The sequence below is a fragment of the Ferviditalea candida genome (genome assembly GCF_035282765.1).
In the GTDB taxonomy this organism is placed as follows: Bacteria; Bacillota; Bacilli; order Paenibacillales; family KCTC-25726; genus Ferviditalea; species Ferviditalea candida.
The window spans coordinates 13,515-37,831 of the sequence record NZ_JAYJLD010000030.1 but is presented as its reverse complement, the minus strand read 5'-3'; the positions used below and the strand labels follow the sequence as shown (position 1 = coordinate 37,831).

Sequence of the window (24,317 nt, the reverse complement as noted above, 5' to 3'; positions counted from 1 at the left end):
TCAGCGTAGATTCTTCGAGTCGTTTACTTCGTAGAAGTCGAAACCTGTTCATTAAGCGTGTCGATGAGTTGATTCGCTCTTTTTTTCAATGTTGCCGATGATATAGGGGAGTAAAAAGTCTTATTTTGCGTCAGAACAATCGATTTCGGTTCTTCATCTCCGATGACTTCAATGCGTTCATTTTTGCTGGGCTGTTCGGAAAGCGGTTTGATCAGCTTTGAATTTTTATCAATGGATATATCGAAAATCGCAATAAGCTCCGAGGTACGAATGATTTTTTCACCGCCCAAATGTATAAACATGCAATCGTCACCCCTCATTTATGGATTCATTCGCTTTCGTTACCGTTCCATTGTGCACGTGAAAAACACCGGCATGTCTCAACTGCGACCAATCAATGCTCTCAATGCCCGTTGTTGTGATGAATGTCTGCACCTTGTCCTGAAATGTAAGAATGAGCTGTGTTTGTCGGTATCGGTCCAATTCTGAAAGCACATCGTCCAGCAGCAATACCGGATATTCCCCGACTTCTTCCTTAATCAGCTCGATTTCAGCAAGCTTGAGCGATAAAGCTGCCGTTCTCTGCTGCCCTTGCGAACCGAAAGAAATCACTTCTTTATCGTTTATATAAAACTGAAGATCATCACGGTGTGGTCCTGCCAATGTCATTCGTCTTTTGAATTCCTGTTCGCGTATCTGTGATAACTTTATCATAAAATGGTTAAATAAAATAGGTTCATCTTCAATGTCTTTACTTTCAAAAGAGGGCTGGTAAACAATTCGAAGCTTTTCCCTTCCGTTCGTGATGCCGGTATGAATATTTTCTGCCCTAATCTGCAGCTTATTTATAAATTGTTGACGTTTTTTCATAATTTTAACACCATGGCTCGCCAACTGCTCGTTCCATACGTCAAGCATCATTTTTCCGGCTTCGTTCATCGGGTTGTTCATTTTCAGCATGTTGTTTCTTTGCGCGAGCACCTTTTGATACTGCATAAGATGATGCAAATAAGAAGGCTGTACTTGTCCGATTTCCATATCGAGAAAACGCCTGCGAACCCCTGGAGAGCCTTTGATCATTTCAAGATCCTCCGGGGAAAACATCACAATATTAAGCGTTCCGATAAATTCACTTAATTTTTTTTGTTCCAATCCGTTGATTTTTGTTTTTTTTCCGTGCTGCGTAATCAACAGATCCAATCCGACAGTTCCGTATTTCTTTTCAATTTCCGCCGAAATCGAAGCTTCACGGAGATTCCAGCCGATCAATTCCTTATCCTTGCTCGTTCTGTACGACTTTGACAAGGCTATCACAAAAATGGCTTCCAGCAAGTTTGTTTTTCCTTGGGCATTCGGTCCGATCAGAATATTGACATTATGATTCGTTGTAAATTCGACCTTTTCATAATTGCGGTAGTGATTCAAACGAAGACTTTTCAAAAACAAACGTAATTCCTCCCAATGCTTGTCAGGATCGAATCACCCTAAATTGCCCGACTCCTTCAATCTCGACCTCGTCTCCGGGATACAGCTTTCTTCCTCTTCTATTTTCATTTTTCCCGTTCACTTTAACCTCATTTTCCTGTAAAAAAAATTTAGCTTGACCGCCTGTTGAAATGCAATCGGCAAGCTTTAAAAATTGGCCAATGGTAATGTATTCGGAATCGATTTGCAGCGTCTGCATTCCTGTAAATTCCTTTCCTGCGTTGATTAATTGACCGTGCGATAGGGGAGGATCAGATGAATCATGTCCACATCCTGATCCGGTTTAATGATGATCGGACTCATCACACCCGTAAAACCAATCACGATCTGTTCGCTGTCGATGACTTTCAAAGCATCAAGCATATACTTGGAGTTGAACGAAATTTTAACCGGCTCGCCGGTTAATTTAACGACTTCGATTTCTTCTTTTACTTTTCCGAGCTCGCTGGAACTTGATGAAATTTCAATGGAACGCTCTCCTTCGCCCGCCAGCTTGACGATATTCGTCTTCTCTTCTCTGGACAGCAGATAGGCCCGGTCAATCGCATCGGTTAATAATTTGGTTTTGACGACAAGCTCCGTTTGGTAATTTTGCGAGATGATTTTGGATGTATCGGGATAAGTTCCATCAAGAATTCTCGAATAAAATAAAACGGACTCCATTTTGAACAGCACCTGGCTGTCCGCCGCAACGATATGAACAACGGAATCTTGATCTGGAATGATTTTGCTCAATTCATTTAAAGTCTTCCCTGAGATGACAATATTATCAAGCTCCAATTCCGCATCGGTATCGACCTCGATGGTACTGGTGGCCAAACGATGGCGATCGGTTGCTACAAATTTTAACTTTTTTTGCTTTAAATTACACAGAACGCCGGTCAGAACCGGAGTAGATTCATTATTGGATACGGCGAACCCGGTCTGTTTAATCATTGTTTTCAATACGACACCGCTGATTGAAATCACTTGATTTTCTTCCAATCTTGGCATCATCGGATATTCCTCGGGATCCATGCCAACCAATTGGATTTCAGCGGATCCGGATCGGATCGTCGTTTGATAATTTTCGCTTACTTCGATTTCAATATAATGAGAGGGCAATTTTTTAATAATTTCCACAAAAAATTTGGCAGGAAGTACGACACTGCCCGTTTTATGCATTTGAATAATGGTTTTATCCTGTTTTTCAAGTGGAATAAAGCTTTGAATCGTGATGTCGGTATCGCTCGCGGTAAGCGTGATCCCGTTGGAAGCCGCATCAATCTTGATGCCGCTTAATATAGGAATCGTCGTTTTGTAAGAAATCGCTTTGGATACATGCTGAATAGCTTCGTTCAATTCATCTTTTAAAATGTTTAATTTCAATTTATTCACTCCTAAAATCGATTGGTGGCGGAAATATTTTTTTAGAAGCGGTTATGTTCCGGATCGGCTGTGAATATATATAATCTATTATATCTTTTTTGTAGTAATAGTAGTAGGGGCTTTGAACATGTGGATAACTTAAATAAGCAAATAAAGGTAAAGCCTGTTCACTTGTTGATAATTTTGTGTACAGGCTTTGTATAGTCTGATTAACATTCAGCTTGTTACATTTTTGATTTTTTCTTTAATGATTTTGATGGTATGAAAAAGCTCCTGGTCATTTTGGAGCAACTCCGAAATCTTGTCGTGAGCGTGAATAACCGTTGTATGATCGCGTCCTCCGAAGGATTCGCCGATTTTCGGCAGGGACAAGTCGGTCATCTCTCTCGACAGATACATGGCCACTTGCCTGGGAAAGGCAACGGATTTGGTTCTTTTCCTGGCTTTAAAATCCTCAAGCTTGATACCGAAATGTTCCCCGACCAATTGCTGAATGTCTTGAATGGTGATGATTTTCGGTTTATTGGCAGGAATGATATCCTTCAGGGCCTCAGCTGTGAGGTGAGTGGTAATATCTTCATTAATCAGCGAGGAATAAGCGACCACTCGGATTAGCGCACCCTCAAGTTCTCGAATATTCGTATTGATTTGGCTTGCTATGTATAACAGTGCTTCATTGGGGATGTCGAGGTTTTCGGATTTCGCTTTTTTTCTTAATATAGCGATTCTCGTTTCCAGATCGGGCGGTTGAATATCCGTAATCAATCCCCATTCAAATCTTGATCTTAAACGTTCTTCCAATGTCGGTATTTCTTTGGGAGGACGGTCGCTGGATATAATGATTTGTTTTCTTTCTTCATGAAGGGCATTGAAGGTATGAAAAAATTCTTCCTGGGTTTGTTCTTTTCCAGCCAAAAACTGAATATCATCAATTAATAGAATATCGATATTTCTATATTTATTACGGAAACTTTCGCCTCTGTTGTCCCTGATGGCATTGATAAACTCGTTGGTAAATTTTTCGGAAGTGATATAAAGAACCCTGGAAGCAGGATTATGCTCGAGAATATAATGACCGATGGCATGCATCAAATGGGTTTTTCCCAATCCTACTCCGCCATATAAGAATAGGGGATTATACGCTTTGGCCGGCGCTTCCGCCACCGCCAAGGATGCCGCGTGGGCAAAGCGGTTTCCTGCTCCGATCACAAAGGTATCGAACAGATATTTCGGATTGAGCATATGAGTATATGTCTCTTCTTGCGCTAGCTGCGCGGAGGCTGCCGGAGTTGTGACGATAGATTGAAATTTATCTTCTCTTTCTTCGTTTTCCACAACAATGCTGACCTCGACCTGCTTGCCCATAAAATCGTAAACGGTATTGTGGATCAGCTTCGTATATCGGCTTTCCAGCCATTCTTTTGCAAAGTTGTTGGGTGCGCAAATGACGAGCGATGAATCGTTGAAAACAAGCGCTTTCGTTGATTTCAGCCAAGTATCGAAGCTCGGTTTGCTCAATTTGGTTTGAATGATCGACAATACTTGCTGCCAGAGTTCATTGGAATGGCTTTCCACAAGTTGTTCCTCCTTTAGAAAAATAGCCATAAAAAAATAGCCATAAAAAAATAGCCATGTGGCGACAGCCATCTGATGTCAAATATTGATTCAACGTTTGGCGGAAAGGTTTCCAGCAGGATTTAAAATGCGGCCGTTGTCAGCTTGGATTCAGGAAGAACGGGTGTTATCGAAATTTGTTATTCACATGTTCATATGCATGTGAATGAAATCATTCACGAAGAAAATGAGTTGTTAACAAACTTATACACCATCTGTGAATAAATCAGGAGACAATATGAGTTATACACATTAAAAAGTAATATTATGATAGCAAATGAGGACCGGTATTTCAATTGATTTCAGTTATTTATCCACAATTTCAATACGTTGTGTTTAATATTTGTGCACATTACAAGATATTGTGTATAAAATGTTTTTAAGTGGATATGTTATCATCGGAGATAATTTTTTTATCCCCAAAGCCCCTTGAATTTGGGTTATTTTTATTTCTGGACGTTTCAACGTGCCATTTTCATCATCTGTTGGTGCCATGAAAATGGCATGGACGTCTTGACTTCTGGTTTCCAAGATGATTTAATATTATATGGCGTCTTAAAATGTACGTGACGTATGTGATTTCTTAAGGGGGTGCGATAAATGAAACCGACTTACCAACCGAATACGAGAAAGCATAAGAAAGTACACGGTTTTCGAAAAAGAATGAGCACTAAAAACGGCCGCAAGGTTCTCGCAGCTCGCCGTAAAAAGGGTAGAAAAGTACTAAGTGCTTAAGTGATTACGAGGCCACGTTATGTGGTCTTTTTTTGCGTCATTATGATGTGTTCGATACATGTGGACGCCGTTTAATTTTGCGGAATCATGTTAACGCTGAAGGATAGACGTCCCGTGCATTTTGCGGCACGGGCAGGTTGCATTTAGGTTGATGGAGTTGTATATGAGTGCAGAAAAAATACCGTCTTGTCAAGCGCGATGATTTTAATAAGGTTTATCGTTTCGGAAAATCGGTGGCCAATCGCCAATTTGTGCTGTATGTCATGAAACGCCGGGAAACGGAGGCATTCCGGCTTGGCGTTTCAGTGAGCAAGAAAGTGGGGAACGCAGTCGTCCGAAACCGCATCAAACGGTTGATCAAGGAAATCGTCCGTGCGAATCGGGGCAAGATTCCCGAACATTACGATTTGATCATTATCGCTCGGAAACCGTCTGCCGGCATGGAATATGATCAAATGGAAAAAAGCATTTTGCATATTCTCAGAAAATCCTCATTATTAAATAAAGAAGGATAGCGTTGTTCATGTTTCCTTGCAGTCTAAATTATGATATAGTTTGTTTTAAATACCTTAGTGGAATCTATATGCGCATTTCAAATTGGGAGGAATATCGCTTTGTATCGTCGTATATATAAATTACTGCCTGTTATCTTGTTTGTGCTTTTGCTTTCTGGATGTAGCAGTTCTGTAAACCAGCCGATTGATCCGAACAGCGGCCCGTGGGACAAGTACTTTGTACATCCTCTTTCGTTTACGATGGACTGGTTTAAGGATTTGCTTTGGGGCCAATATGGCTTATCCATTCTGGTTGTAACCATCATTATCCGATTGCTGATTCTTCCGCTGACTTTAAAGCAATATAAAAGCTCCAAACAGATGCAGCTGCTGCAGCCGGAATTGAAGAAAATCAAGGACAAGTATAAGGATGATACAAAGAAGCAGCAGGAAGAAACGATGAGGCTGTTTCAGCAAAACGGCGTAAATCCATTAGCGGGCTGTTTTCCTTTGATCATACAAATGCCGATCTTAATAGCTCTTTATAACGCTATCGTGCGCAATCCCGAGATCAAAAATCATACGTTTCTTTGGATGCAGCTAGGAACTCCCGATCCGTATTATATACTGCCTTTGCTCGCGGCATTGACAACGTTTGTACAACAGAAAGTCATGCAGGTTCAGATGCCTTCCTCCGCCGGTCAGATGCAGGCCTTGATGTATATTTTTCCGGTGATGATTTTCGTGATGGCGATGAATTTTGCTTCAGCTCTTCCGTTGTATTGGATATATAGCAATTTATTTACGATTGTACAATCCTATTTTCTATATGGAGGATCTCGAAAGGGGGCCCTTTCTAAGTGAAGAAAATTACTGCTTCAGGAAAAACGGTTGAGGAAGCGGTCAAAAATGGTTTGGTACAATTGAACGTATCTGAGGAGCGTGTCCGCGTTCTCGTATTGGAGCAGCCTTCCAAAGGTTTATTTGGAATATTGGGATCCAAGGATGCTAAGGTTGAATTGGAATTGATTCCGGATCCTTTGGAAGAGACGATTGGTTTTTTGCAGGACGTATTCGAATCGATGGATATTCATGTTCAAATTGATCCGGTGAAGGATGGCAAGGATAATGTTATTCTGAATTTATCCGGTCCCGAATTAGGAATATTAATCGGACGTCGGGGACAAACACTCGATGCATTACAATTTTTGACCAACATCGTGGCTAACCGTCAATCGGATTCACACTTGAGAATCATCCTGGACGCAGAAAATTTTCGGGAAAGGCGTCGAAAAACCCTTGAGGAATTATCGTATCGCTTGGCAGGTCGTGTCGTAAAATCGAAGAAGGATGTCGTATTGGAACCGATGTCTCCTCAGGAGCGCAAGGTGATTCATACATATTTGCAGGATCATCCGAAGGTTAGAACATATAGTAAAGGGGACGAACCAAACCGCAGAGTGGTCATCACTTTACGATAAAATCGGACGCAATGACTTCACTTCACGGATAATGGGAGTCGTTGCTTTTTTTGTGTTGTGCATAGGAATCATTTATCATGTGTACGAAAGGTTTTTTTCGATTATGGCTATGCTATGGAATAGGTATTTTAATCATTGTTAGGAAACGGTGAAAATATAATGGTGACAGATACGATTGCTGCCATTTCCACTCCGATGGGGGAGGGGGGAATTGCGGTTATTCGCGTCAGCGGACCTGAAGCCGTGCAGTTGGCTGAACGGGTCTTTTCTTCAAAACCGAAACTGTCTGAAGCCGCATCCCATACGGTTCATTACGGTTTTGTCCGAAATCCTTCAACCGGCGAAAAAATTGAAGAAGTTTTGGTAACGGTCATGCGGGCTCCGCGTTCTTTTACAAGGGAGGATGTCGTTGAGTTCAGCTGTCACGGAGGGATCATTGCAGTTAAAAAATTGCTTGATTTGCTGCTTGCGCAAGGAGCGCGGCTTGCAGAGCCGGGGGAATTTACGAAAAGGGCATTCCTGAACGGTCGAATTGATTTGTCGCAGGCCGAGGCAGTCATGGATTTGATCCGTTCCAAGTCAGACCGCAGCTATTCTCTGGCGCTGAAACAGGTAGAGGGCTCCTTGTCCGTTAAGATAAAGAAACTCAGGCAAGATTTATTGGAATTGATGGCTCATATTGAAGTTAATATAGATTACCCGGAACATGATGTGGAGGAATTGACGAATAAGCTGATTCGAGACAAGTGCGAGGCAGCCGTTCAAGAGATCGAATCTCTGCTGAAAACTGCACAACAAGGAAAAATTATGAGAGAAGGAATAACGACCGCAATTGTGGGAAGTCCGAATGTGGGCAAATCCTCCTTGTTGAATGAATTGGCTCAGGAAAATCGCGCGATAGTTACTGATATTCCCGGAACGACCCGGGATGTCATCGAGGAATATGTGTCAGTCGGCGGGATACCGCTTCGTTTACTGGATACTGCCGGCATACGGGAAACCGCTGATATCGTGGAACAAATCGGTGTGGAAAAATCAAAGGGTGCGCTGGCTGAAGCGGATTTAATCCTGTTCGTGCTGAATTACAATCAACCGCTGCAAGAGGATGATCTGATGCTGATCGACCAGATTGTTCAGAAGCAGTATGTGGTTATTATTAATAAAATTGATCTTCCCAGGAAGATGGATATGGATGTGCTGCAGAGCAAGTTTCCCTCTAATCGGATCGTCATGATGTCGATCACAGAGCATGAGGGTATGGAACAGCTAGAAAAGACAATTTCCGACATTTTTTTCAGCGGTCAATTGGAATCTGATGACTATACTTATGTGAGTAATTCAAGACATATCCATCTGTTGAATTTGGCGAATAATTCTTTGAAGGATGCCTTGAACGGAATTCAGCAGCGCATGCCAATCGATATGATTCAAATCGATATCCGCAGCGCATGGGAACATCTTGGAGAAATCATCGGCGATGCGGTAGCAGATTCTCTGATTGATCAAATTTTTTCCCAGTTTTGCCTCGGAAAATAATTCACAGAAATGAGGGATCTTTATGGGATTTGCGGCTGGTGATTACGATGTAATCGTCATTGGCGCAGGACATGCAGGAAGCGAGGCGGCCCTGGCATCGGCAAGGATGGGCTGCAGAACGCTTTTGCTTACCATCAACCTTGACATGGTTGCGTTTATGCCCTGCAACCCATCCATCGGAGGTCCGGCTAAAGGTCATGTCGTCCGGGAAATCGATGCTTTAGGCGGGGAAATGGGCAGAAACATCGATAAAACCTATATTCAAATGAGGATGCTGAATACGGGCAAAGGTCCGGCGGTCCATGCGTTGAGAGCACAGGCCGACAAGTTTCTGTATCAAAAAACAATGAAAGAAACAATAGAGAAGCAACAAAATTTGACGCTTCGTCAAGGCATGGTTGAACAATTGATTGTGGAGGATGGAATATGCCGCGGGGTGATAACGAAAACCGGTGCGGAATACCGCGGCAAAACAACCGTTTTGACAACCGGAACTTATCTTCGCGGCAAAATTATCATCGGTGAATTAATGTACGAAAGCGGACCGAACAATCAACAGCCCTCGGTGAATTTGTCGAACAATTTAAAGCAACTGGGCCTGGAATTGGTTCGTTTCAAAACCGGAACGCCCCCGAGAGTTGATAAAGAGACCATTGATTTCAGCAAAATGGAAATTCAGCCCGGCGATGATCTGCCGCAATTTTTTTCTTACGAAACTACTGATGCATTGAAAGAAGTACAATTGCCTTGCTGGTTGACCTACACCTCTGGGGAAACACATGACATCATTAATTCGAATTTGCACAGAGCACCAATGTTTACGGGAGCGATCGAAGGCACTGGACCGAGATATTGCCCTTCTATCGAGGATAAAATCGTGCGTTTTGCGGATAAACCGAAGCATCAATTATTCCTTGAACCGGAAGGCCGGTCGACCTCAGAATATTATGTTCAAGGCTTATCGACCAGCATGCCCGAGGATGTCCAATTAAACATTCTGCGCTCCATTCCTGGCCTGGAAAATGTACAAATGATGAGGACAGGCTATGCTATTGAGTATGACGCAGTTGTTCCGACACAATTATGGCCGTCTTTGGAAACCAAGTTGATCGGGAATTTATTCACTGCAGGACAGATCAATGGGACATCCGGTTATGAGGAAGCCGCGGGGCAGGGGATTATGGCCGGTATAAATGCCGCCAGAAAAGTTCAAGGCAAGGATCCGGTTATTCTTGATCGATCTGAGGCGTATATCGGGGTATTAATCGATGACCTTGTCACGAAAGGGACGAACGAACCGTATCGGCTGCTGACATCGAGAGCGGAATACCGCCTCTTGCTTAGACATGACAATGCTGATCTGCGATTAACTCCGATCGGTTATGAGATTGGTTTGATTACGGAGGAAAGATATCGCAATTTCTTCCATAAGAAAGAGATGGTGGATCAGGAAATCCAACGTCTCAAAACATTAAAAATCAAGCCGGATAACCAAATACAAGCTTTATTGGTTGAACGCGGTTCAACTCCGTTAGACAACAGCGTACCCGCTGAAGTTCTTTTGCGGCGTCCGGAAATTTCGTATGCCGATATATCCGGCATTTCCCCATCCCCTTTGGATTTGAATGAGGAAATGAAAGCTCAAGTGGAAATCCAAATCAAATATTCGGGGTATATAGACAAGCAGCTTGCCCAGGTGGAAAGGCTCCGTAAAATGGAGCAGAAGAAGGTCCCCGATGATATTGATTACGAAAGAATTCACGGCATTTCAATCGAAGCCAAGCAGAAACTGTCCAAAATTCGGCCGATATCGATCGGGCAGGCTTCCCGCATTTCGGGCGTAACACCAGCGGATATTTCGATTTTGTTGGTTTATATCGAGCATTATAATAAAGTTGTTGCGGCGCGAGGATGACTATGATGGAGACAGATGGACTGCAAAGCCGGTTTGTTGAGCTGCTTCAGAAGCGAGACATTCATATAACCGAGAATCAATTAAACCAGTTTGAAACCTATTACCGAGAGCTTGTTGTTTGGAATGCCAACATGAACTTAACGGGCATTACGAAAAGGGAAGAAGTTTATATCAAACATTTTTACGATTCTTCGTCGCTTGCATTTTTCATTCCTTTCGGAAAAATTTCCTCCCTTGCCGATATCGGCTCGGGAGCCGGGTTTCCGGGCATACCCTTGAAAATTCTGTACCCGCATATAAAGCTGGTAATCGTTGATTCCTTGAACAAACGGATACAATTTCTTGAACATTTGGTTCAAGCTTTAAAGCTTTCCGATGTAAATTGTGTTCACGGCCGCGCGGAGGATATCGGGCTGCTTCCCCAATACCGCGATTCTTTTGATTTGGTTACCGCCAGAGCTGTTGCCAGATTAAATATACTTAATGAGTTGTGCCTCCCGTTTGCAAAGGTTGGAGGCTTCTTCGCTTCGATGAAGGGAGCGGATCCCGCAGAGGAAATAAACGAAGCTGAATTCAGTGCTTGCCAGCTGAATTCCCGTTTGTTTAAAGTTTCTTTTGTTGAGTTGCCCGGAGACCAGTCAAAACGACATTTGGTTATTTATGAAAAGCTAAAGGCGACCCCTAAAAAGTACCCTCGAAAGGCCGGAATCCCTTCAAAAAATCCGCTGCGTGCTTAACGATTTTTCAGTTTAATGTTTCACGTGGAACATTTGAAAGGTTCACAAAAAAAATAAACCCTTTCAGCAGGATATTGCACTGTTAGTGGAGAATTTATTTTAAAATTGAAACGATCGCTTATACCAGCTGTAACGACACGAGCAATCGTGTTGTCTGCGTGCTTATTTACTTATTTTATGTTAAAAACAGTTGGGTGGTTTGAACTTAATGAAGGAACAGTTTACTAGATTGTTCGGATTGTCTGAAAAGAATGGAGTCGACGAAATTAAGCATATCCCCGTCAATGCACTGGTACCGAGTCCGTATCAACCAAGGCTTTTGTTCGACGATGAGAGAATCGACGAATTGTGCCAGACGATTAAGACGCATGGGATCATCCAACCGATTGTTGTCAGACTGCGTAACGGCAAATATGAAATTATCGCCGGGGAGCGCCGTTGGAGGGCAGTTACCAAACTGCAGATGGAAACTATTCCGGCCATCATTCGGGATATCAATGATTCTCAGGCGGCATCGGTAGCGTTGATTGAAAATTTGCAGCGGGAAGGACTCACAGCTATTGAAGAAGCGGCTGCTTATCAGCAATTAATGGAACTGCACGATTTGACACAGGAAAGTTTGGCGCAGAGGTTGGGAAAAAGCCAATCAACAATTGCTAATAAGATACGACTTTTACAGCTTAGTGAGCCTGTCAAAGCGGCCATGCTTGAACGGAAAATTACTGAGAGGCACGCCAGGGCGTTACTGTCTCTCGACGGTGAAGAACTTCAACTGAAATTGCTGAATGAAATTCTCTCAAAAGACCTTAATGTGAAGCAAACCGAGCTCCGTGTAAATTACTATAAAGAATCCAACAAGAATAAAAAAAATAAGCGGATCTCTTTTACAAAGGATGTTCGCTTGGCGTTAAATACGATCCGTCAATCCGTGGAGATGATCTCCAGCACCGGCCTTCCGGTGCAAACGGATGAGAAACAATCGGAAGAGTATTTCGAGTTTATCATCAGGATTCCGAAAAGACCGTGATATCCGTGCAAATCGCATATGGATCCATGTATCACGGGTTTGTCTTGCTGCCCAGCTCCTCATTTTAATAAAATCAGATGAACCTGCTTATAATTTGGACACCGGAAGGTGCTTTTATTTTCTTTTGAACTTGCATTTATAATCCATGTTATTTAATCGGGGTGAATCAGTTTTGTCGAGAATTATTGCAATAACTAATCAAAAAGGCGGCGTGGGTAAAACCACGACAGCTGTTAATTTGGGCGCTTCATTGGCTTCGTTGGGAAAAAAGGTTCTGCTGGTTGACATTGACCCGCAAGGGAATACGACCAGCGGAATCGGCATAAACAAAGCGGATGTGCAGTACTGCGCTTATGATGTCATTATAAATGACATACATCCCAAGGATGCGATTGTTGATACCAAATTGCCTAATTTACGGCTGCTGCCGGCGACAATCCAATTGGCGGGCGCTGAAATTGAACTGGTTCCTACGATTTCCCGCGAAGTACGATTAAAAAAATCCTTACATCTTGTGAAGCACATGTTCGATTTTATACTTATTGATTGTCCGCCATCACTCGGGATTCTTACGGTTAATTCGTTAACGGCTGCGGATTCCGTGATTATCCCGATTCAATGCGAGTATTATGCGTTGGAGGGCCTAAGTCAGCTGTTAAACACGGTTAGACTGGTGCAAAAGCATTTGAATACGGCGCTTACGATTGAAGGTGTTCTTCTCACCATGTTTGACGCGCGTACGAATTTGGGTATTCAGGTGATCGAAGAAGTAAAAAAATATTTTCAGCAAAAAGTTTATCAAACCATTATTCCTCGCAATGTGCGTTTAAGTGAAGCTCCGAGCCACGGAGAATCGATAGTCACTTATGATCCCAGATCAAAAGGTGCAGAAGTTTATATGGAACTCGCAAAGGAAGTGGTACATTATGAACAAGCGGCTAGGTAGAGGACTTGATGCGTTAATTCCTTCTTTGAGTATCAATGACGATGACAAAGTGGTGGAAATACCGATCACGCAGTTAAGGGCAAATCCATACCAGCCAAGGAAACATTTCAGTGAAGAAAGCATCCGAGAGCTTGCGTCTTCAATTAAAGAGCATGGCGTGATTCAGCCGATTATCGTCCGCGCTGCATTAAAAGGCTACGAAATCATTGCTGGGGAAAGAAGATGGCGCGCTTCCCAGCTAAGCGGTCTAGCGGTCGTTCCGGCTGTTGTCCGAAAATTTACAGATCAACAAGTAATGGAAATTGCCTTAATTGAAAATTTGCAAAGGGAAGATCTGAATTCTCTCGAAATTGCCCAGGCTTATCAAAATTTGATGAATCAATTTGAGCTTACACAGGAAGAGTTGTCCATCAAGGTAGGAAAATCCCGTTCACATATCGCGAATTTTTTGCGTCTACTCCAATTGCCGGATAAAGTTAAGGATTATGTTTCACGTGGAACAATCTCGATGGGACATGCGAGGGCAATCGCCGGAATTAAAGAGCCGAAAGTGATTGAGGAATTAACTGAAATGGCGATCCTTCAGGAGTGGAGCGTCAGACAATTGGAAGAAGCGATTCAAAAACTGAGTCGGGAAACGAAGGACAAAAGAAAAAACAAGAAAAACAAAAGAGATCCTTTTATCAATCAGCTTGAGGATAATTTGCGGGACAGGTTTAGAACGACGGTAAAAATAAAGCATAATAAGGATAAAGGAAAGATTGAATTATTATTTTATTCTAAAGACGATTTAGAAAGATTGTTGGATTTATTGCAGGTTAAGGTATAATATGTCGGAATGAAAAATCCTGCCGGGTCAAAAATAATGCATACCTTGAAAATCTTTCGAAGGAAAGGTTGCGGTATGTGTTATTTTGTTTGTTTCATGGAGGTGAGGGGGATGAAGGTGTATTATTTTGATAATGCGGCCTCATCGTGGCCGAAACCGGCGCAAGTGACCGAAGCGATGAGTCAATGTATGAATGAATATGCAGCCAATCCGGGCAGAGGAAGTCATCAAATGGCAGTGAAGGCCGGCAGATTGCTGTTAGAAGCAAGGAGTAATCTGGCCAAATTGTTTAATATCAAGAATCCGGTGGATATTTCATTTGCTTTCAATACGACAATGGCTTTAAACCAGGCAATCAAAGGGTTTGTTAGAGCAGGGGATCATGTTATCAGCACATCGATGGAGCATAATTCAGTCAGAAGGCCGCTGGAATTTTTGAAGCGTGAGAAAGGAATTGAAATTACCTATCTTCAAGCTGACGCCAAGGGAAATGTTCATTTAAATGATGTGAAAGAAGCAATAAAAAGCAATACCGCTTTAATGGTATGCAATCACAGTTCCAATTTGTTGGGGACGATCCTCCCGATAGAACAAATAAGCGAGATTGTCAAAAAACACGGAATCCGATTGCTGGTTGACGCTGCTCAAACTGCAGGGACAGTTCCGATCGATGTGGAACGGATGGGTATCGACATGCTCGCTTTTCCCGGTCACAAAGGACTGCTTGGGCCGCAGGGTACAGGCGGATTATACATTCATCCCGAGCTTGAACTGGAACCGCTGCTTCATGGGGGGACCGGAAGCCAATCTGAAAAAATAGACCAGCCTTCAGTCCGGCCCGACCGCTATGAGGCGGGGACGCAAAACACGGTGGGAATTACAGGGTTGAATGAGGGTTTGAAGTTTATTCTGCATGAGACGGTCGAAAAAATCCATAATAAAGAGTGGCAGTTGATTCAACGGTTGATGGAAGGGCTCAATCAAATTGAGGGAATCCGGCTGTATGGACCGGATTTGGGAGAAGACAAAACCGGAATTATCGCTTTCAATTTTGCTGAAATGGATGCCTCGGAAGCTGCGTTCAGATTCGACCGCCAATTTCAGATTGCAGTTAGGGCAGGGCATCATTGCACTCCCTTGGCTCATGAGTCAGCAGGCACGCTGAAGGAAGGCGCGGTACGAGCGAGCGTTGGATATTTTACAACCGAAGGGGAAATTGAATACTTTATTGAAGCGGCAAGGAAGATCGCAATGACTTAAGCTTAGCTGGACCAGAAACCGAGGTTCAGAGCGATGCAGGGGGGGATAAAAGTGAATTTAGCTGATATCGGAGTGTGGCCGGTGTTTGCTCTGGCGGCTGTCGTACTTATCTTATTCATTATTGTCATGGTCATAGGGGCGGATCTCCGCAGAATCAAAAAGAAATACAACAAAATGATCAACGGAAACGGCGTGCCCGATCTTGAACAAATATTAGCCGATTTGCAAAATAAAATGAATCAATATCGTGACGCTCAGCAGAAGCAGCAGCACACCATCGATATGATTCTAAGTAAACTGAAACAAATGACTTCTTATGTAAGTGTCAATAGGTATAATGCTTTTCATGAACCGGGAAACGACTTGAGCTTCTCCATCGCGATTGTGAATGAAAGCAGGAGTGGATTGGTGCTGACGGGTATTCACAATCGAGAGGATACGCGTATTTACGCCAAGCCGCTGGAGAATGGGGAATCCAAATATATCCTTTCTCTGGAGGAGAAGGAAGTCGTTAATCAAGCTTTAAAAAAAACTCTGTCGGCAGCCTCGCTACGTTAAACGATTGCGTTATGCCGGTTTTATTTAGAGTGATTAACTCTTAATCGGCAAAAACGGAACACGCCGTTTCACCTGTGGCATGAGCAGCGAGGATTCAATGGAATTGGCGATGATTTCCGACATTTTCATTACAAGACTGAGCCGGGTATTTTGCAAGACGAAATACTCCATGAATCCGCAAACATTAACGATGCCCGTAATATGGGCATCCCCAACGGGAGGAAGATCCTTATTGACACCTGCGCCGGGCTTGACCGGTCCATGGGAAATTTGAATCATGCCGACACTTGAATATTGACCGAGACAGGCATCCACCGCTAAGATAAACGGATGAATGTAAGTTTGTTCAATATGCTCAATCGTATCCTTTAAATTGACCGCATGAACCGGCTCATCCAGCGTTCCGAAGACGGGAAACGCAGCGAGCTTCGATTTCTTCAGATAAGAGCCGACGAGCGGTCCCAAAGAGTCGCCGGTAGATCGGTCTGTTCCAATACAAACAACCACCAGCTTGCGCTTTTCCGGAATGTCGGCGAAAATCGAACTTAGATGAAGACAAAGCGCTTCATGGACAGTGGGTTCCTGATAAGAGAGTTTGATTGAACCGTTGTTTTTTTTATTCATGCCGAAATCGATCGGAAAGGCCATACAAACCTCCAGTAAAGGGAAATAGCTTTACTAGTATATGGACTTTTGCTTTGAATTATACTTAGTAGATGCCCATGTCATTTTCAAAATATGAATCATTATGAGAATGGATGATGCAAACGAAGTCTGCAGAGTCAGTTTCGAAACGTTTTGGTAAGGAAGCGGGTCATTGTCTATGGGAGTTGATGCGCCAATGGAGTCGATGCTGTTAATCGCGTTTGATTCCACCCAGCAGGCGTTAAGGGCCGAGATGCTGTTGGAATATATGGACATTGATATTGACATCCGGCCGACACCCAAAGAAATAACAGCCGGCTGCGCATTATCCATCGAGTTTCCGAAAACCGATTTGGAAAAAGTCAAGCAGATCATACGCACGGAAAAAATTGAAATCTTTGGTATTTATCAGAAGGAACAAGATACATTCATAAGCATTGAATGACAGGAGGAGCTCCGTTGATCCCATATCAATCACTTGCAGTGATTTTGACCATTCAAGACCAGGAAAACAAGTACAAGCAGTTGATCGATAATACGATCAGCTATATTACGGATCCGCAGATCTGGATTAATATTTTGATCACAGCTGTCAAAATTGCTCTGATTTATTTGATTGGAAAAATGGCCAAGAAAGTGGCACATAAAACACTGGAGAAAATCTTTCGTGATCGGGAGCGCAGCCCGCTGAAATGGGATGAACGCAGATCGATGACGATTGGCAAGCTTGCCAAAAATATTGTGAACTACAGCATCAACTTCATTGTGATCCTGATGATTCTAAGTCAGATCGGCGTGGAACTTATGCCTTTGTTGGCCGGAGCCGGAGTAGTGGGATTGGCTGTTGGATTCGGTGCGCAAAGCCTTGTGAAGGATGTAATCAGCGGATTCTTTATCATTTTTGAAGATCAATTTGGAGTCGGCGATGTCATTCAGGTCGGAAATTTCAAGGGAACAGTCGAACAAATCGGACTGCGCGTAACCCGGATCCGAAGCTGGACAGGTGAAGTGAATACGATTCCCAACGGGTCGATCACCGAAGTAACGAATTTTTCCGTACATAATTCATTAGCAGTAGTTGATGTTTCAATTGCCTATGAGGAAAATATCGATCAGGTCATGTCGGCCATTCAAGAAACGGCTGATCGGCTTTTTGAAAAAAACGGGGATATCGTCAAACAACCGGAAGTTCTTGGCGTACAAAGCTTGGGAGTATCGGAGGTGACAATTCGGGTCATTTGTGAGTGCAAGCCAGTGGCCAATTTGGTCGTAGAGAGACAACTGAAGTCGGAAATCAAGAAACGCTTCGATGAACTGGGAATCGAAATTCCATATCCGAAGGTTGTGACTTATCAAAGGATGGAGAAGGTGGAATCATAATGGAGAACAAACAGTTTCATCTCGGGGATATTGTACAGATGAAAAAACCGCATCCCTGCGGAACGAATGAAATGGCGATCATCCGCATGGGAATGGATATCCGGGTCAAGTGCCTCGGGTGCAAGCACAGTGTGCTTATCCCTCGTGTCAAATTTGAAAAAAGGATGAAAAAGGTGCTGCGATCCGCGCAATCTCCGGCTCTGGACAATGAAAAAGAAGAATGAAACGGACTTGGAGGCGAATCAAGCAAAAATAACCGTAATTTCCTTTGGAATGCCCATTGCAAATCGTTTGAACCTTGTGGTACAATGTCACTTGTCCGCGTTTTGATGAGGAAAGGTACCCAAGAGGTCCAAGGGGGCTGACTCGAAATCAGCTAGGCGTCGCGAGGCGTGCGTGGGTTCGAATCCCACCCTTTCCGTTCCATATGATTACCCATGCGGCTCCAGTATCGGAGCCGCATTTTTTTGTTGGGCAGCACGGATTATTTCACTCTTTTCCACTTACGGTTTTTGTTGGACGTTTCCGGAAAGGTATCTCCCTGCTTAAGAGTGACGGTCTGCGGGTCGTTAATCCCCATGTGAAATGCTTTTTCGCCGACTTCCGTATATTTTCCGTCGTTCGGCACTTTATCTCCGGGTTCAAATTCACTTAATTCGCCCATGCGCGTATACACCTCCCGAACATAAAATTTCCAAACGGAGCATGGATTATGTATAAACAATAAACATTGCTTGTAAATTGGAGGGCGTTTTGATATAGTTGTTTAGTGCGAGTAAATCAGCTTGCTCCTTGCTCTCTTCAGGAGAGCCGTTAAGTCCAAAAGGAGGTGAAAAGACATGCGCAAATATGAAGTGATGTATATCATTCGTCCTGACATTGAACAGGACGCCGTGACTGCAACGGTCGAGAAAATGTCCGGCATCATCACCAACGGCGGCGGTGAAATCATCAAGAACGATTTCATGGGGAAACGACGCCTTGCGTATGAGATCCAAAAATTCCGTGACGGAGTTTACGTACTGGTGAATTTCTCGGCAACTCCCGAGACGGTTAAGGAATTGGATCGGATCATGAAGATTTCGGATGAAATCATTCGTCATCTAATTGTCAAAGAAGCAGTATAGAGGGCAGGGCATGACTTATCGAGTACGTCTCTGGAGGGATTAACGTGTTAAACCGTGTAATATTAATCGGTAGGCTCACGAGAGACCCCGAGCTCCGCTATACCCCTTCTGGTGTTGCGGTCACCCAGTTTACTTTGGCCGTGGACAGACCCTTCAGCAATCAGCAGGGTCAAAGGGAAGCGGATTTCATTAATATCGTTACCTGGCGCCAGCTGGCTGAGACCTGCGCAAACTACTTGCGCAAAGGCCGGTTGACTGCTGTGGAAGGGCGTATTCAGGTGCGGAATTATGATAATAACGAAGGAAAAAGAGTCTATGTCACCGAGGTGGTTGCCGACAATGTCAGATTCCTTGAATCGGCGGGAAGCAGCCAACGTGAAGATGACGGCGGCGGGAGCCGGAATTTCGGCGGATCACGCACAAGCACTCCAGATCCTTTTGCAGATGACGGAAAGCCCATTGACATTTCGGATGATGATCTGCCGTTTTGAAACAAACATGCGCCATGCTTGGGATATACAGCATGCAAAATAGGATGACCACCACGAACGAAAAAGAAAGGGGATGAAAGACGATGAGCGAACCGAGAAGATCTTCGCGCGATGATAACGACAGCAAAAGACCTCCCCGCAGGGGACGCGGCAAACGTCGTAAAGTTTGTTATTTCACAGTAAACAAAATCACTTACATTGATTATAAAAATACAGACTTGCTTCGCAAATTCATCAGCGAGCGCGGGAAAATCCTTCCCCGCCGTGTAACCGGCACCAGCGCTAAATATCAACGGATGCTGACAACAGCCATCAAACGCGCCCGTCAAATCGCCTTACTGCCGTATACAACGGAGTAATCGGAAAAAGTCATTTGTACAAAGGCAGCTTGGGAAAGATTCCTTGCTGCTTTTTTTCTCTTCGAATCAGCATCATCCGCAGAACAATCAATCAATTCAATATTAACGGGGGAATCAGCGGTGGCCAAAATCATGATCGTTGACGATGCTCCTTTTATGCGTTCGATGCTACGGGAAATTGTTGAAGAATCCGGACATGAGGTTGCTGCAGAAGCGGCTACAGGGGAAGAAGCCGTGAGATTATATCGAGAGCATTTGCCTGATTTGGTAACCATGGATATCACGATGCCGGAAATGGATGGTATCCATGCGCTGCGAAACATTCTCAGGTTGAATTCTAAAGCCAAAGTCATTATGTGTTCAGCGATGGGACAGCAGAAATTGATGGTTGAAGCGATTTCAGCGGGAGCCAAAGATTTTATCATGAAGCCTTTTCAAAAAGACATGGTGAAAGAAGCCATCCAGCATGTATTAAGTAAATATTGACCGTGTATTTCCTTATGCCAAGACAGGGCGATCCCAAGATCTAACTGTCTTTTTTGACGATTACATAATCAATGACTTTATTGCTAATGATTTATCCTGACACAAGTTTATCCGTGAACTACCGAGGCTGTTTATGGTATAATCTTGAGTAAAGCGCTTTTATGGGGAGAGGGATTCCGTGTGAATACCGAACATGATGTAGACCTTGCCAAGCGAGCCAAAGTGATTGAATGGTTGAAAACGGAAGTCATCGATCAAGTTTCCCGGTTGTTCAAGGGGATTTGGGAGGGAAGGAGCTCCCGAATCGCGGACAGTTTGGCCAGTCTTATCGTCAGCTGCTACATACTGGGCCGAAGGCTCGGGATACCCTATCATACGTTGGATGAATCGATTGTCCAAAAATTAAAAAAACACCGTGAGGAAGGACATCAGCTCGAGGATTGGTATCAGGATATTTCGATCCTTGAAGAACATGTCCGCAAGAGGTGAATAAATTGCCGAACATCCGTAAACAGGCGCTGATCTGGGTTTCCGTTTATTTGTTTTTGCTGATATCGTTATTGACACCGCTGGGCATTCTTACGATCAGCATGATGACGATTCCCGTGATTGTACTGTTTATGATCATGAGAATCAAGAGCTTCATTATCTACCAATTGATTATGCACACCGTCCTTCTCATCTTCACCGTTGCGTGGCCTCCGGGAATCTTTATGACTCTGATTTCCCTTTATTTTGTAATAGGGGCCTCGGCAATGGGTTATTTTTACAAAAAAAAATCATCGGCGGCTTCCGTGATTGCCATTGGAACCGTGGTTTTTCTGGGGGAATTGCTGTTGGTTCTGGTGATTTCCGCCGGATTGGGGTTGAATCTGATTGAACAATACAGCGCTTTGATCAAGCAAAGCCTGGAGTCGACCCAACCCTTGTGGAACGTTTCAAATTCCGCCACGGAAATGGAACAAATGGCAGCAACAATGGCGCAGATGGTTCCCATGTTCATGATCATCTTTGCGTTGTTTTATGCATGGATTACACACGCGATCGGCAGGAAACTGCTGTCCAGAACAGAAATGGCAATACCCGCGCTGAAGCCTTTCAAAGATTGGATGATCCCCAAATCATGGGGGTGGTTTTATGTTGCGGCTCTTTTGCTGGAGGTTCTTCTACCCATGGACCCGTCATCGGTGCTGACGGTCATACTGCTTAATTTGCTGCCGCTGTTAATGCTGGCATTTTCGATTCAGGGGCTGTCTTTTCTTTACTATGTATCTGATGCCAAGGGATGGGGCCACGTGTTGCCGGCTGTCGGAGTCGTCCTGTTTGTATTTCTGTCCTATTTTCTCAGTTTCCTGGGAATAATCGATACATCATTCAACCTTCGGGGACGGATCAAAAAACATTAATAGGGGCGGATCGAATGCCGAAGTTTCTTATCAATCGCTGGCATGGCATGCATGTGTTGTGGGGCTTGATACTTCTATTGATCCTGAATATGATTCTGTTGATCTATCAATGGGAAATCGGCGCAGCAGGGCTGCTGCTGACCGGAGTCTTGGTGTATTATGCATTCATTGCCGAAAAGGCGTTTCGTAAGGATCTGAACAATTATATCGCTACGTTATCGCACAGGGTGAAGCGGGCGGGGTATGAAGTGATCAGCGGACTGCCGATCGGAATGGTGCTGTACAATGATGAAAAAATGATCGAATGGCATAATCCGTATATCTCGAAAATCAAGGAGAAAGAGTCGATCATCGGACAGCAGCTGTACGAGATGTTCCCTGTTCTTAAGAATAAAAAGGAAAAAGAAGAAACAGTCGAAGCCGTCCTCGGGAATCGCGCTTTTCACATCTCGATCAAGCCGGACGAACGGATGCTGTTTATTACCGACATAACGGATTACAAACGGCTCAGCCAAAAATATCAGGAAGAAAAGTCGGCAATCGGGATTATCATGCTGGATAACCTTGAGGAAGCGACGCAGGGGATGGATGACCAAACGAGGAGCATTCTGTTGGCCAAGGTCGCCGGAGAAATCACCGAATGGGCGAACAAGTATCATCTTTACTTAAGAAGGTTTGCATCCGACAAGTTTTTGATTTTGATGAATCACAAGGCTCTGATTTCATTGGAGCAGTCCCGGTTTGAAATTCTTGATGACGTCAGGGATTTGACGATGGAATACAAGCTCCCGTTAACATTGAGCATAGGAATCGGAGCGGGAGCTGAAAGCTTGGTCGAGCTCGGTCAGCTAGCCCAATCCAGCTTGGATATCGCGCTCGGCCGCGGCGGCGACCAAGTGGCAGTCCGGCTGGACCAAAGGCTGTCATTTTACGGTGGAAGATCGAATGCCGTGGAGAAAAGAACGAGGGTGCGCGCAAGGGTGATCTCCCATGCGCTTCGCGATTTAATCAGAGAAAGCGATAAGGTCATTATTGTCGGACATCGGATGCCGGATATGGATGCTATAGGAGCGGCAGTAGGGATCTTGAAAGCGGCCCAGATGAACGGCAGGGAAGGGTATATTGTCCTTGAAGGCGTCAATCCGTCGATTCATAAGCTGATGCAGGAAATCCGCGAGAACGAAAATTTGTCCAAATGGTTCATTACGCCCGAACAGGCCCTTCTGATCATCTCCCAGCGGTCTTTGGTCGTGGTGGTGGATACGCATAAAGCGTCGATGGTGCCGGAGCCGAAGCTGCTGCAGCTGACCCAGCGCATCGTGGTGGTGGATCATCACCGGAGAAGCGAAGAGTTCATCGGCGACGCGGTATTGGTCTACATGGAGCCCTATGCGTCGTCGACTTGTGAATTGGTTACGGAACTCCTGCAGTATATTCACGAGCGGTTGACCCTGGATGTCATGGAAGCGACCGTATTATTGGCGGGAATTATTGTGGATACGAAGAGCTTTTCCATGCGGACCGGAGCGAGAACGTTTGAGGCGGCCTCGTTTCTGCGCCGGAACGGAGCGGATACGACGCTGATCCAGAAAATCCTGCAGGAGGATCTGGAGGAATATTTGAAGAAAACGGAAATTATCCGAAACTCAAAGCTGTTGTATAATCATCTTGTCATTGCGGTGGCGGATAAAGGCAAAAAATATTCCCAGGTGCTGATCGCCCAAGTGGCCGACACGCTGTTGAATATGACGAATGTCATGGCTTCGTTTGTGATCAGCGAACGCAATGACGGATTGATCGGCATCAGCGCCCGGTCGCTCGGGCAAATCAACGTGCAGGTCATCATGGAACGGTTGAATGGGGGCGGTCATTTAACCAATGCCGCCACGCAGCTGGAATGCACTTTGGAGGAAGCCGAAGCCAAGCTGAACAAAGTGCTTAAGGAAATTCAGGAAGAAGAGGGGTTTTTCGAATGAAGGTTATATTTCTAAAGGATGTCAAAGGCCAAGGCAAAAAAGGCGAAGTCAAAAATGTGTCCGAAGGCTACGCCAACAATTTCCTCATTCCGCGGGGCTTGGCAAGTCCGGCCTCGGACAGCAACGTGAAGCAGCTGGAACAGCAGAAAAAAGCAGAGCTGAAAAAGCACGAATTGGAGAAGCAGCAGTTTCAGGAGCTGGCAGGAAAACTGGGGAATACGACGATTCAGCTTAAGGCCAAATCCGGCGAGGGCGGAAGGCTGTTTGGCTCGATCACGAGCAAACAGATTGCCGATGAACTGGAAAAATTAAAACTCAAAATCGATAAAAGAAAAATCCAACTGGACGAGCCGATTCGTGCCTTGGGCACAACGGTGGTGTCCATCAGGCTGCACCCAGAAGTAAAGGCGGAGCTTAAAGTGCAGATCGTTGAAGAATAATTCAGCCAAGGGGCAAAGAAGC

The 24,317-nt window shown here is 44.3% G+C and carries 30 protein-coding genes and 1 tRNA gene; 24 read left to right on the top strand and 7 right to left on the bottom strand.

Annotated elements, in window-relative coordinates:
• Positions 1–23 precede the first annotated feature (23 nt).
• The 5 genes from remB to dnaA form a co-directional block, all read right to left on the bottom strand.
• Positions 24–302: an extracellular matrix regulator RemB gene (gene remB / locus VF724_RS16660; RefSeq protein WP_371755369.1), complete on the bottom strand. Its 279-nt coding sequence runs from the start codon at positions 300–302 to the stop codon at positions 24–26.
• 7 nt (positions 303–309) lie between these two features.
• On the bottom strand, positions 310–1,446 hold the full coding sequence (gene recF / locus VF724_RS16655) for a DNA replication/repair protein RecF (protein WP_371755368.1): 1,137 nt from the start codon (positions 1,444–1,446) through the stop codon (positions 310–312).
• A 22-nt stretch (positions 1,447–1,468) separates the two neighbouring features.
• Positions 1,469–1,684, bottom strand: coding sequence for a S4 domain-containing protein YaaA (yaaA, locus tag VF724_RS16650; protein WP_371755367.1), 216 nt, complete (start codon positions 1,682–1,684; stop codon positions 1,469–1,471).
• Positions 1,685–1,710: 26 nt separating this feature from the next.
• Positions 1,711–2,853 (bottom strand): DNA polymerase III subunit beta, encoded by a 1,143-nt coding sequence (gene dnaN / locus VF724_RS16645; protein ID WP_371755366.1) that lies wholly within the window; start codon positions 2,851–2,853, stop codon positions 1,711–1,713.
• 216 nt (positions 2,854–3,069) lie between these two features.
• Entirely contained in the window at positions 3,070–4,428 is a 1,359-nt protein-coding gene (dnaA, locus tag VF724_RS16640; RefSeq protein WP_371755365.1) for a chromosomal replication initiator protein DnaA, read from the bottom strand.
• Between the two features lie 639 nt (positions 4,429–5,067).
• On the opposite strand from dnaA, the gene rpmH reads away from it, so the two are divergent.
• The 12 genes from rpmH to VF724_RS16580 all read left to right on the top strand — a co-directional run bounded on the left by rpmH (position 5,068) and on the right by VF724_RS16580 (position 15,985).
• Complete coding sequence (gene rpmH, locus VF724_RS16635; RefSeq protein WP_371755364.1) at positions 5,068–5,202, top strand: 50S ribosomal protein L34; 135 nt, start codon at positions 5,068–5,070, stop codon at positions 5,200–5,202.
• A 167-nt stretch (positions 5,203–5,369) separates the two neighbouring features.
• Positions 5,370–5,717, top strand: coding sequence for a ribonuclease P protein component (gene rnpA / locus VF724_RS16630; RefSeq protein ID WP_371755363.1), 348 nt, complete (start codon positions 5,370–5,372; stop codon positions 5,715–5,717).
• Positions 5,718–5,816: 99 nt separating this feature from the next.
• Positions 5,817–6,560, top strand: a complete 744-nt coding sequence (gene yidC / locus VF724_RS16625; RefSeq protein ID WP_371755362.1) for a membrane protein insertase YidC — start codon at positions 5,817–5,819, stop codon at positions 6,558–6,560.
• Positions 6,557–7,177, top strand: a complete 621-nt coding sequence (gene jag / locus VF724_RS16620) for an RNA-binding cell elongation regulator Jag/EloR (RefSeq protein ID WP_371755361.1) — start codon at positions 6,557–6,559, stop codon at positions 7,175–7,177. Before yidC ends, jag begins: the two co-directional genes overlap by 4 nt.
• A gap of 159 nt (positions 7,178–7,336) precedes the next feature.
• A complete protein-coding gene (mnmE, locus tag VF724_RS16615; protein WP_371755360.1) occupies positions 7,337–8,713 on the top strand; it encodes a tRNA uridine-5-carboxymethylaminomethyl(34) synthesis GTPase MnmE in 1,377 nt (458 codons plus the stop codon).
• Positions 8,714–8,735: 22 nt separating this feature from the next.
• Positions 8,736–10,628, top strand: a complete 1,893-nt coding sequence (gene mnmG / locus VF724_RS16610) for a tRNA uridine-5-carboxymethylaminomethyl(34) synthesis enzyme MnmG (RefSeq protein ID WP_371755359.1) — start codon at positions 8,736–8,738, stop codon at positions 10,626–10,628.
• 5 nt (positions 10,629–10,633) lie between these two features.
• Positions 10,634–11,365, top strand: coding sequence for a 16S rRNA (guanine(527)-N(7))-methyltransferase RsmG (gene rsmG, locus VF724_RS16605; protein ID WP_371755358.1), 732 nt, complete (start codon positions 10,634–10,636; stop codon positions 11,363–11,365).
• 208 nt (positions 11,366–11,573) lie between these two features.
• The gene (noc, locus tag VF724_RS16600) at positions 11,574–12,392 is read left to right on the top strand and encodes a nucleoid occlusion protein (RefSeq protein WP_371755357.1); all 819 of its coding nucleotides are present in this window, start codon (positions 11,574–11,576) and stop codon (positions 12,390–12,392) included.
• Positions 12,393–12,564: 172 nt separating this feature from the next.
• Complete coding sequence (locus tag VF724_RS16595; RefSeq protein WP_371755377.1) at positions 12,565–13,338, top strand: ParA family protein; 774 nt, start codon at positions 12,565–12,567, stop codon at positions 13,336–13,338.
• Entirely contained in the window at positions 13,319–14,167 is an 849-nt protein-coding gene (locus VF724_RS16590) for a ParB/RepB/Spo0J family partition protein (protein WP_371755356.1), read from the top strand. The genes VF724_RS16595 and VF724_RS16590 overlap by 20 nt, the downstream gene beginning before the upstream one ends.
• A gap of 111 nt (positions 14,168–14,278) precedes the next feature.
• Positions 14,279–15,427, top strand: a complete 1,149-nt coding sequence (locus VF724_RS16585; protein WP_371755355.1) for an aminotransferase class V-fold PLP-dependent enzyme — start codon at positions 14,279–14,281, stop codon at positions 15,425–15,427.
• A 51-nt stretch (positions 15,428–15,478) separates the two neighbouring features.
• Complete coding sequence (locus VF724_RS16580; RefSeq protein WP_371755354.1) at positions 15,479–15,985, top strand: DUF4446 family protein; 507 nt, start codon at positions 15,479–15,481, stop codon at positions 15,983–15,985.
• Between the two features lie 33 nt (positions 15,986–16,018).
• Here VF724_RS16580 and yyaC read toward each other — a convergent pair whose 3' ends face one another.
• Complete coding sequence (gene yyaC / locus VF724_RS16575) at positions 16,019–16,633, bottom strand: spore protease YyaC (RefSeq protein WP_371755353.1); 615 nt, start codon at positions 16,631–16,633, stop codon at positions 16,019–16,021.
• Between the two features lie 193 nt (positions 16,634–16,826).
• On the opposite strand from yyaC, the gene VF724_RS16570 reads away from it, so the two are divergent.
• The 4 genes from VF724_RS16570 (at position 16,827) to VF724_RS16555 (ending at position 18,431) form a co-directional block, all read left to right on the top strand.
• Positions 16,827–17,075 (top strand): putative Se/S carrier protein, encoded by a 249-nt coding sequence (locus VF724_RS16570; RefSeq protein WP_371755376.1) that lies wholly within the window; start codon positions 16,827–16,829, stop codon positions 17,073–17,075.
• A 14-nt stretch (positions 17,076–17,089) separates the two neighbouring features.
• A complete protein-coding gene (locus VF724_RS16565; protein ID WP_371755352.1) occupies positions 17,090–18,010 on the top strand; it encodes a mechanosensitive ion channel family protein in 921 nt (306 codons plus the stop codon).
• Entirely contained in the window at positions 18,010–18,234 is a 225-nt protein-coding gene (locus VF724_RS16560) for a DUF951 domain-containing protein (protein ID WP_371755351.1), read from the top strand. The genes VF724_RS16565 and VF724_RS16560 overlap by 1 nt, the downstream gene beginning before the upstream one ends.
• A 109-nt stretch (positions 18,235–18,343) precedes the next feature.
• Positions 18,344–18,431: transfer RNA gene (locus VF724_RS16555), tRNA-Ser, on the top strand.
• Positions 18,432–18,494: 63 nt separating this feature from the next.
• Here the strand turns inward: VF724_RS16555 and VF724_RS16550 are convergent.
• A complete protein-coding gene (locus VF724_RS16550) occupies positions 18,495–18,674 on the bottom strand; it encodes a YjzC family protein (protein WP_371755350.1) in 180 nt (59 codons plus the stop codon).
• A 175-nt stretch (positions 18,675–18,849) separates the two neighbouring features.
• Between VF724_RS16550 and rpsF the strand changes: the two genes are divergently transcribed.
• The 8 genes from rpsF to rplI all read left to right on the top strand — a co-directional run bounded on the left by rpsF (position 18,850) and on the right by rplI (position 24,295).
• The gene (rpsF, locus tag VF724_RS16545) at positions 18,850–19,137 is read left to right on the top strand and encodes a 30S ribosomal protein S6 (RefSeq protein WP_371755349.1); all 288 of its coding nucleotides are present in this window, start codon (positions 18,850–18,852) and stop codon (positions 19,135–19,137) included.
• Positions 19,138–19,181: 44 nt separating this feature from the next.
• The gene (ssb, locus tag VF724_RS16540; RefSeq protein WP_371755348.1) at positions 19,182–19,628 is read left to right on the top strand and encodes a single-stranded DNA-binding protein; all 447 of its coding nucleotides are present in this window, start codon (positions 19,182–19,184) and stop codon (positions 19,626–19,628) included.
• An 83-nt stretch (positions 19,629–19,711) separates the two neighbouring features.
• Positions 19,712–19,987: a 30S ribosomal protein S18 gene (gene rpsR, locus VF724_RS16535; RefSeq protein WP_371755347.1), complete on the top strand. Its 276-nt coding sequence runs from the start codon at positions 19,712–19,714 to the stop codon at positions 19,985–19,987.
• A 132-nt stretch (positions 19,988–20,119) separates the two neighbouring features.
• Positions 20,120–20,473 (top strand): response regulator, encoded by a 354-nt coding sequence (locus tag VF724_RS16530; RefSeq protein WP_371755375.1) that lies wholly within the window; start codon positions 20,120–20,122, stop codon positions 20,471–20,473.
• Positions 20,474–20,653: 180 nt separating this feature from the next.
• Positions 20,654–20,962, top strand: a complete 309-nt coding sequence (locus tag VF724_RS16525) for a MazG-like family protein (protein ID WP_371755346.1) — start codon at positions 20,654–20,656, stop codon at positions 20,960–20,962.
• Positions 20,963–20,967: 5 nt separating this feature from the next.
• On the top strand, positions 20,968–21,879 hold the full coding sequence (locus VF724_RS16520) for a DUF2232 domain-containing protein (protein WP_371755345.1): 912 nt from the start codon (positions 20,968–20,970) through the stop codon (positions 21,877–21,879).
• A 14-nt stretch (positions 21,880–21,893) separates the two neighbouring features.
• On the top strand, positions 21,894–23,855 hold the full coding sequence (locus tag VF724_RS16515; protein WP_371755344.1) for a DHH family phosphoesterase: 1,962 nt from the start codon (positions 21,894–21,896) through the stop codon (positions 23,853–23,855).
• Positions 23,852–24,295: a 50S ribosomal protein L9 gene (rplI, locus tag VF724_RS16510; RefSeq protein ID WP_371755343.1), complete on the top strand. Its 444-nt coding sequence runs from the start codon at positions 23,852–23,854 to the stop codon at positions 24,293–24,295. The genes VF724_RS16515 and rplI overlap by 4 nt, the downstream gene beginning before the upstream one ends.
• The last annotated feature ends 22 nt before the right edge of the window (positions 24,296–24,317 follow it).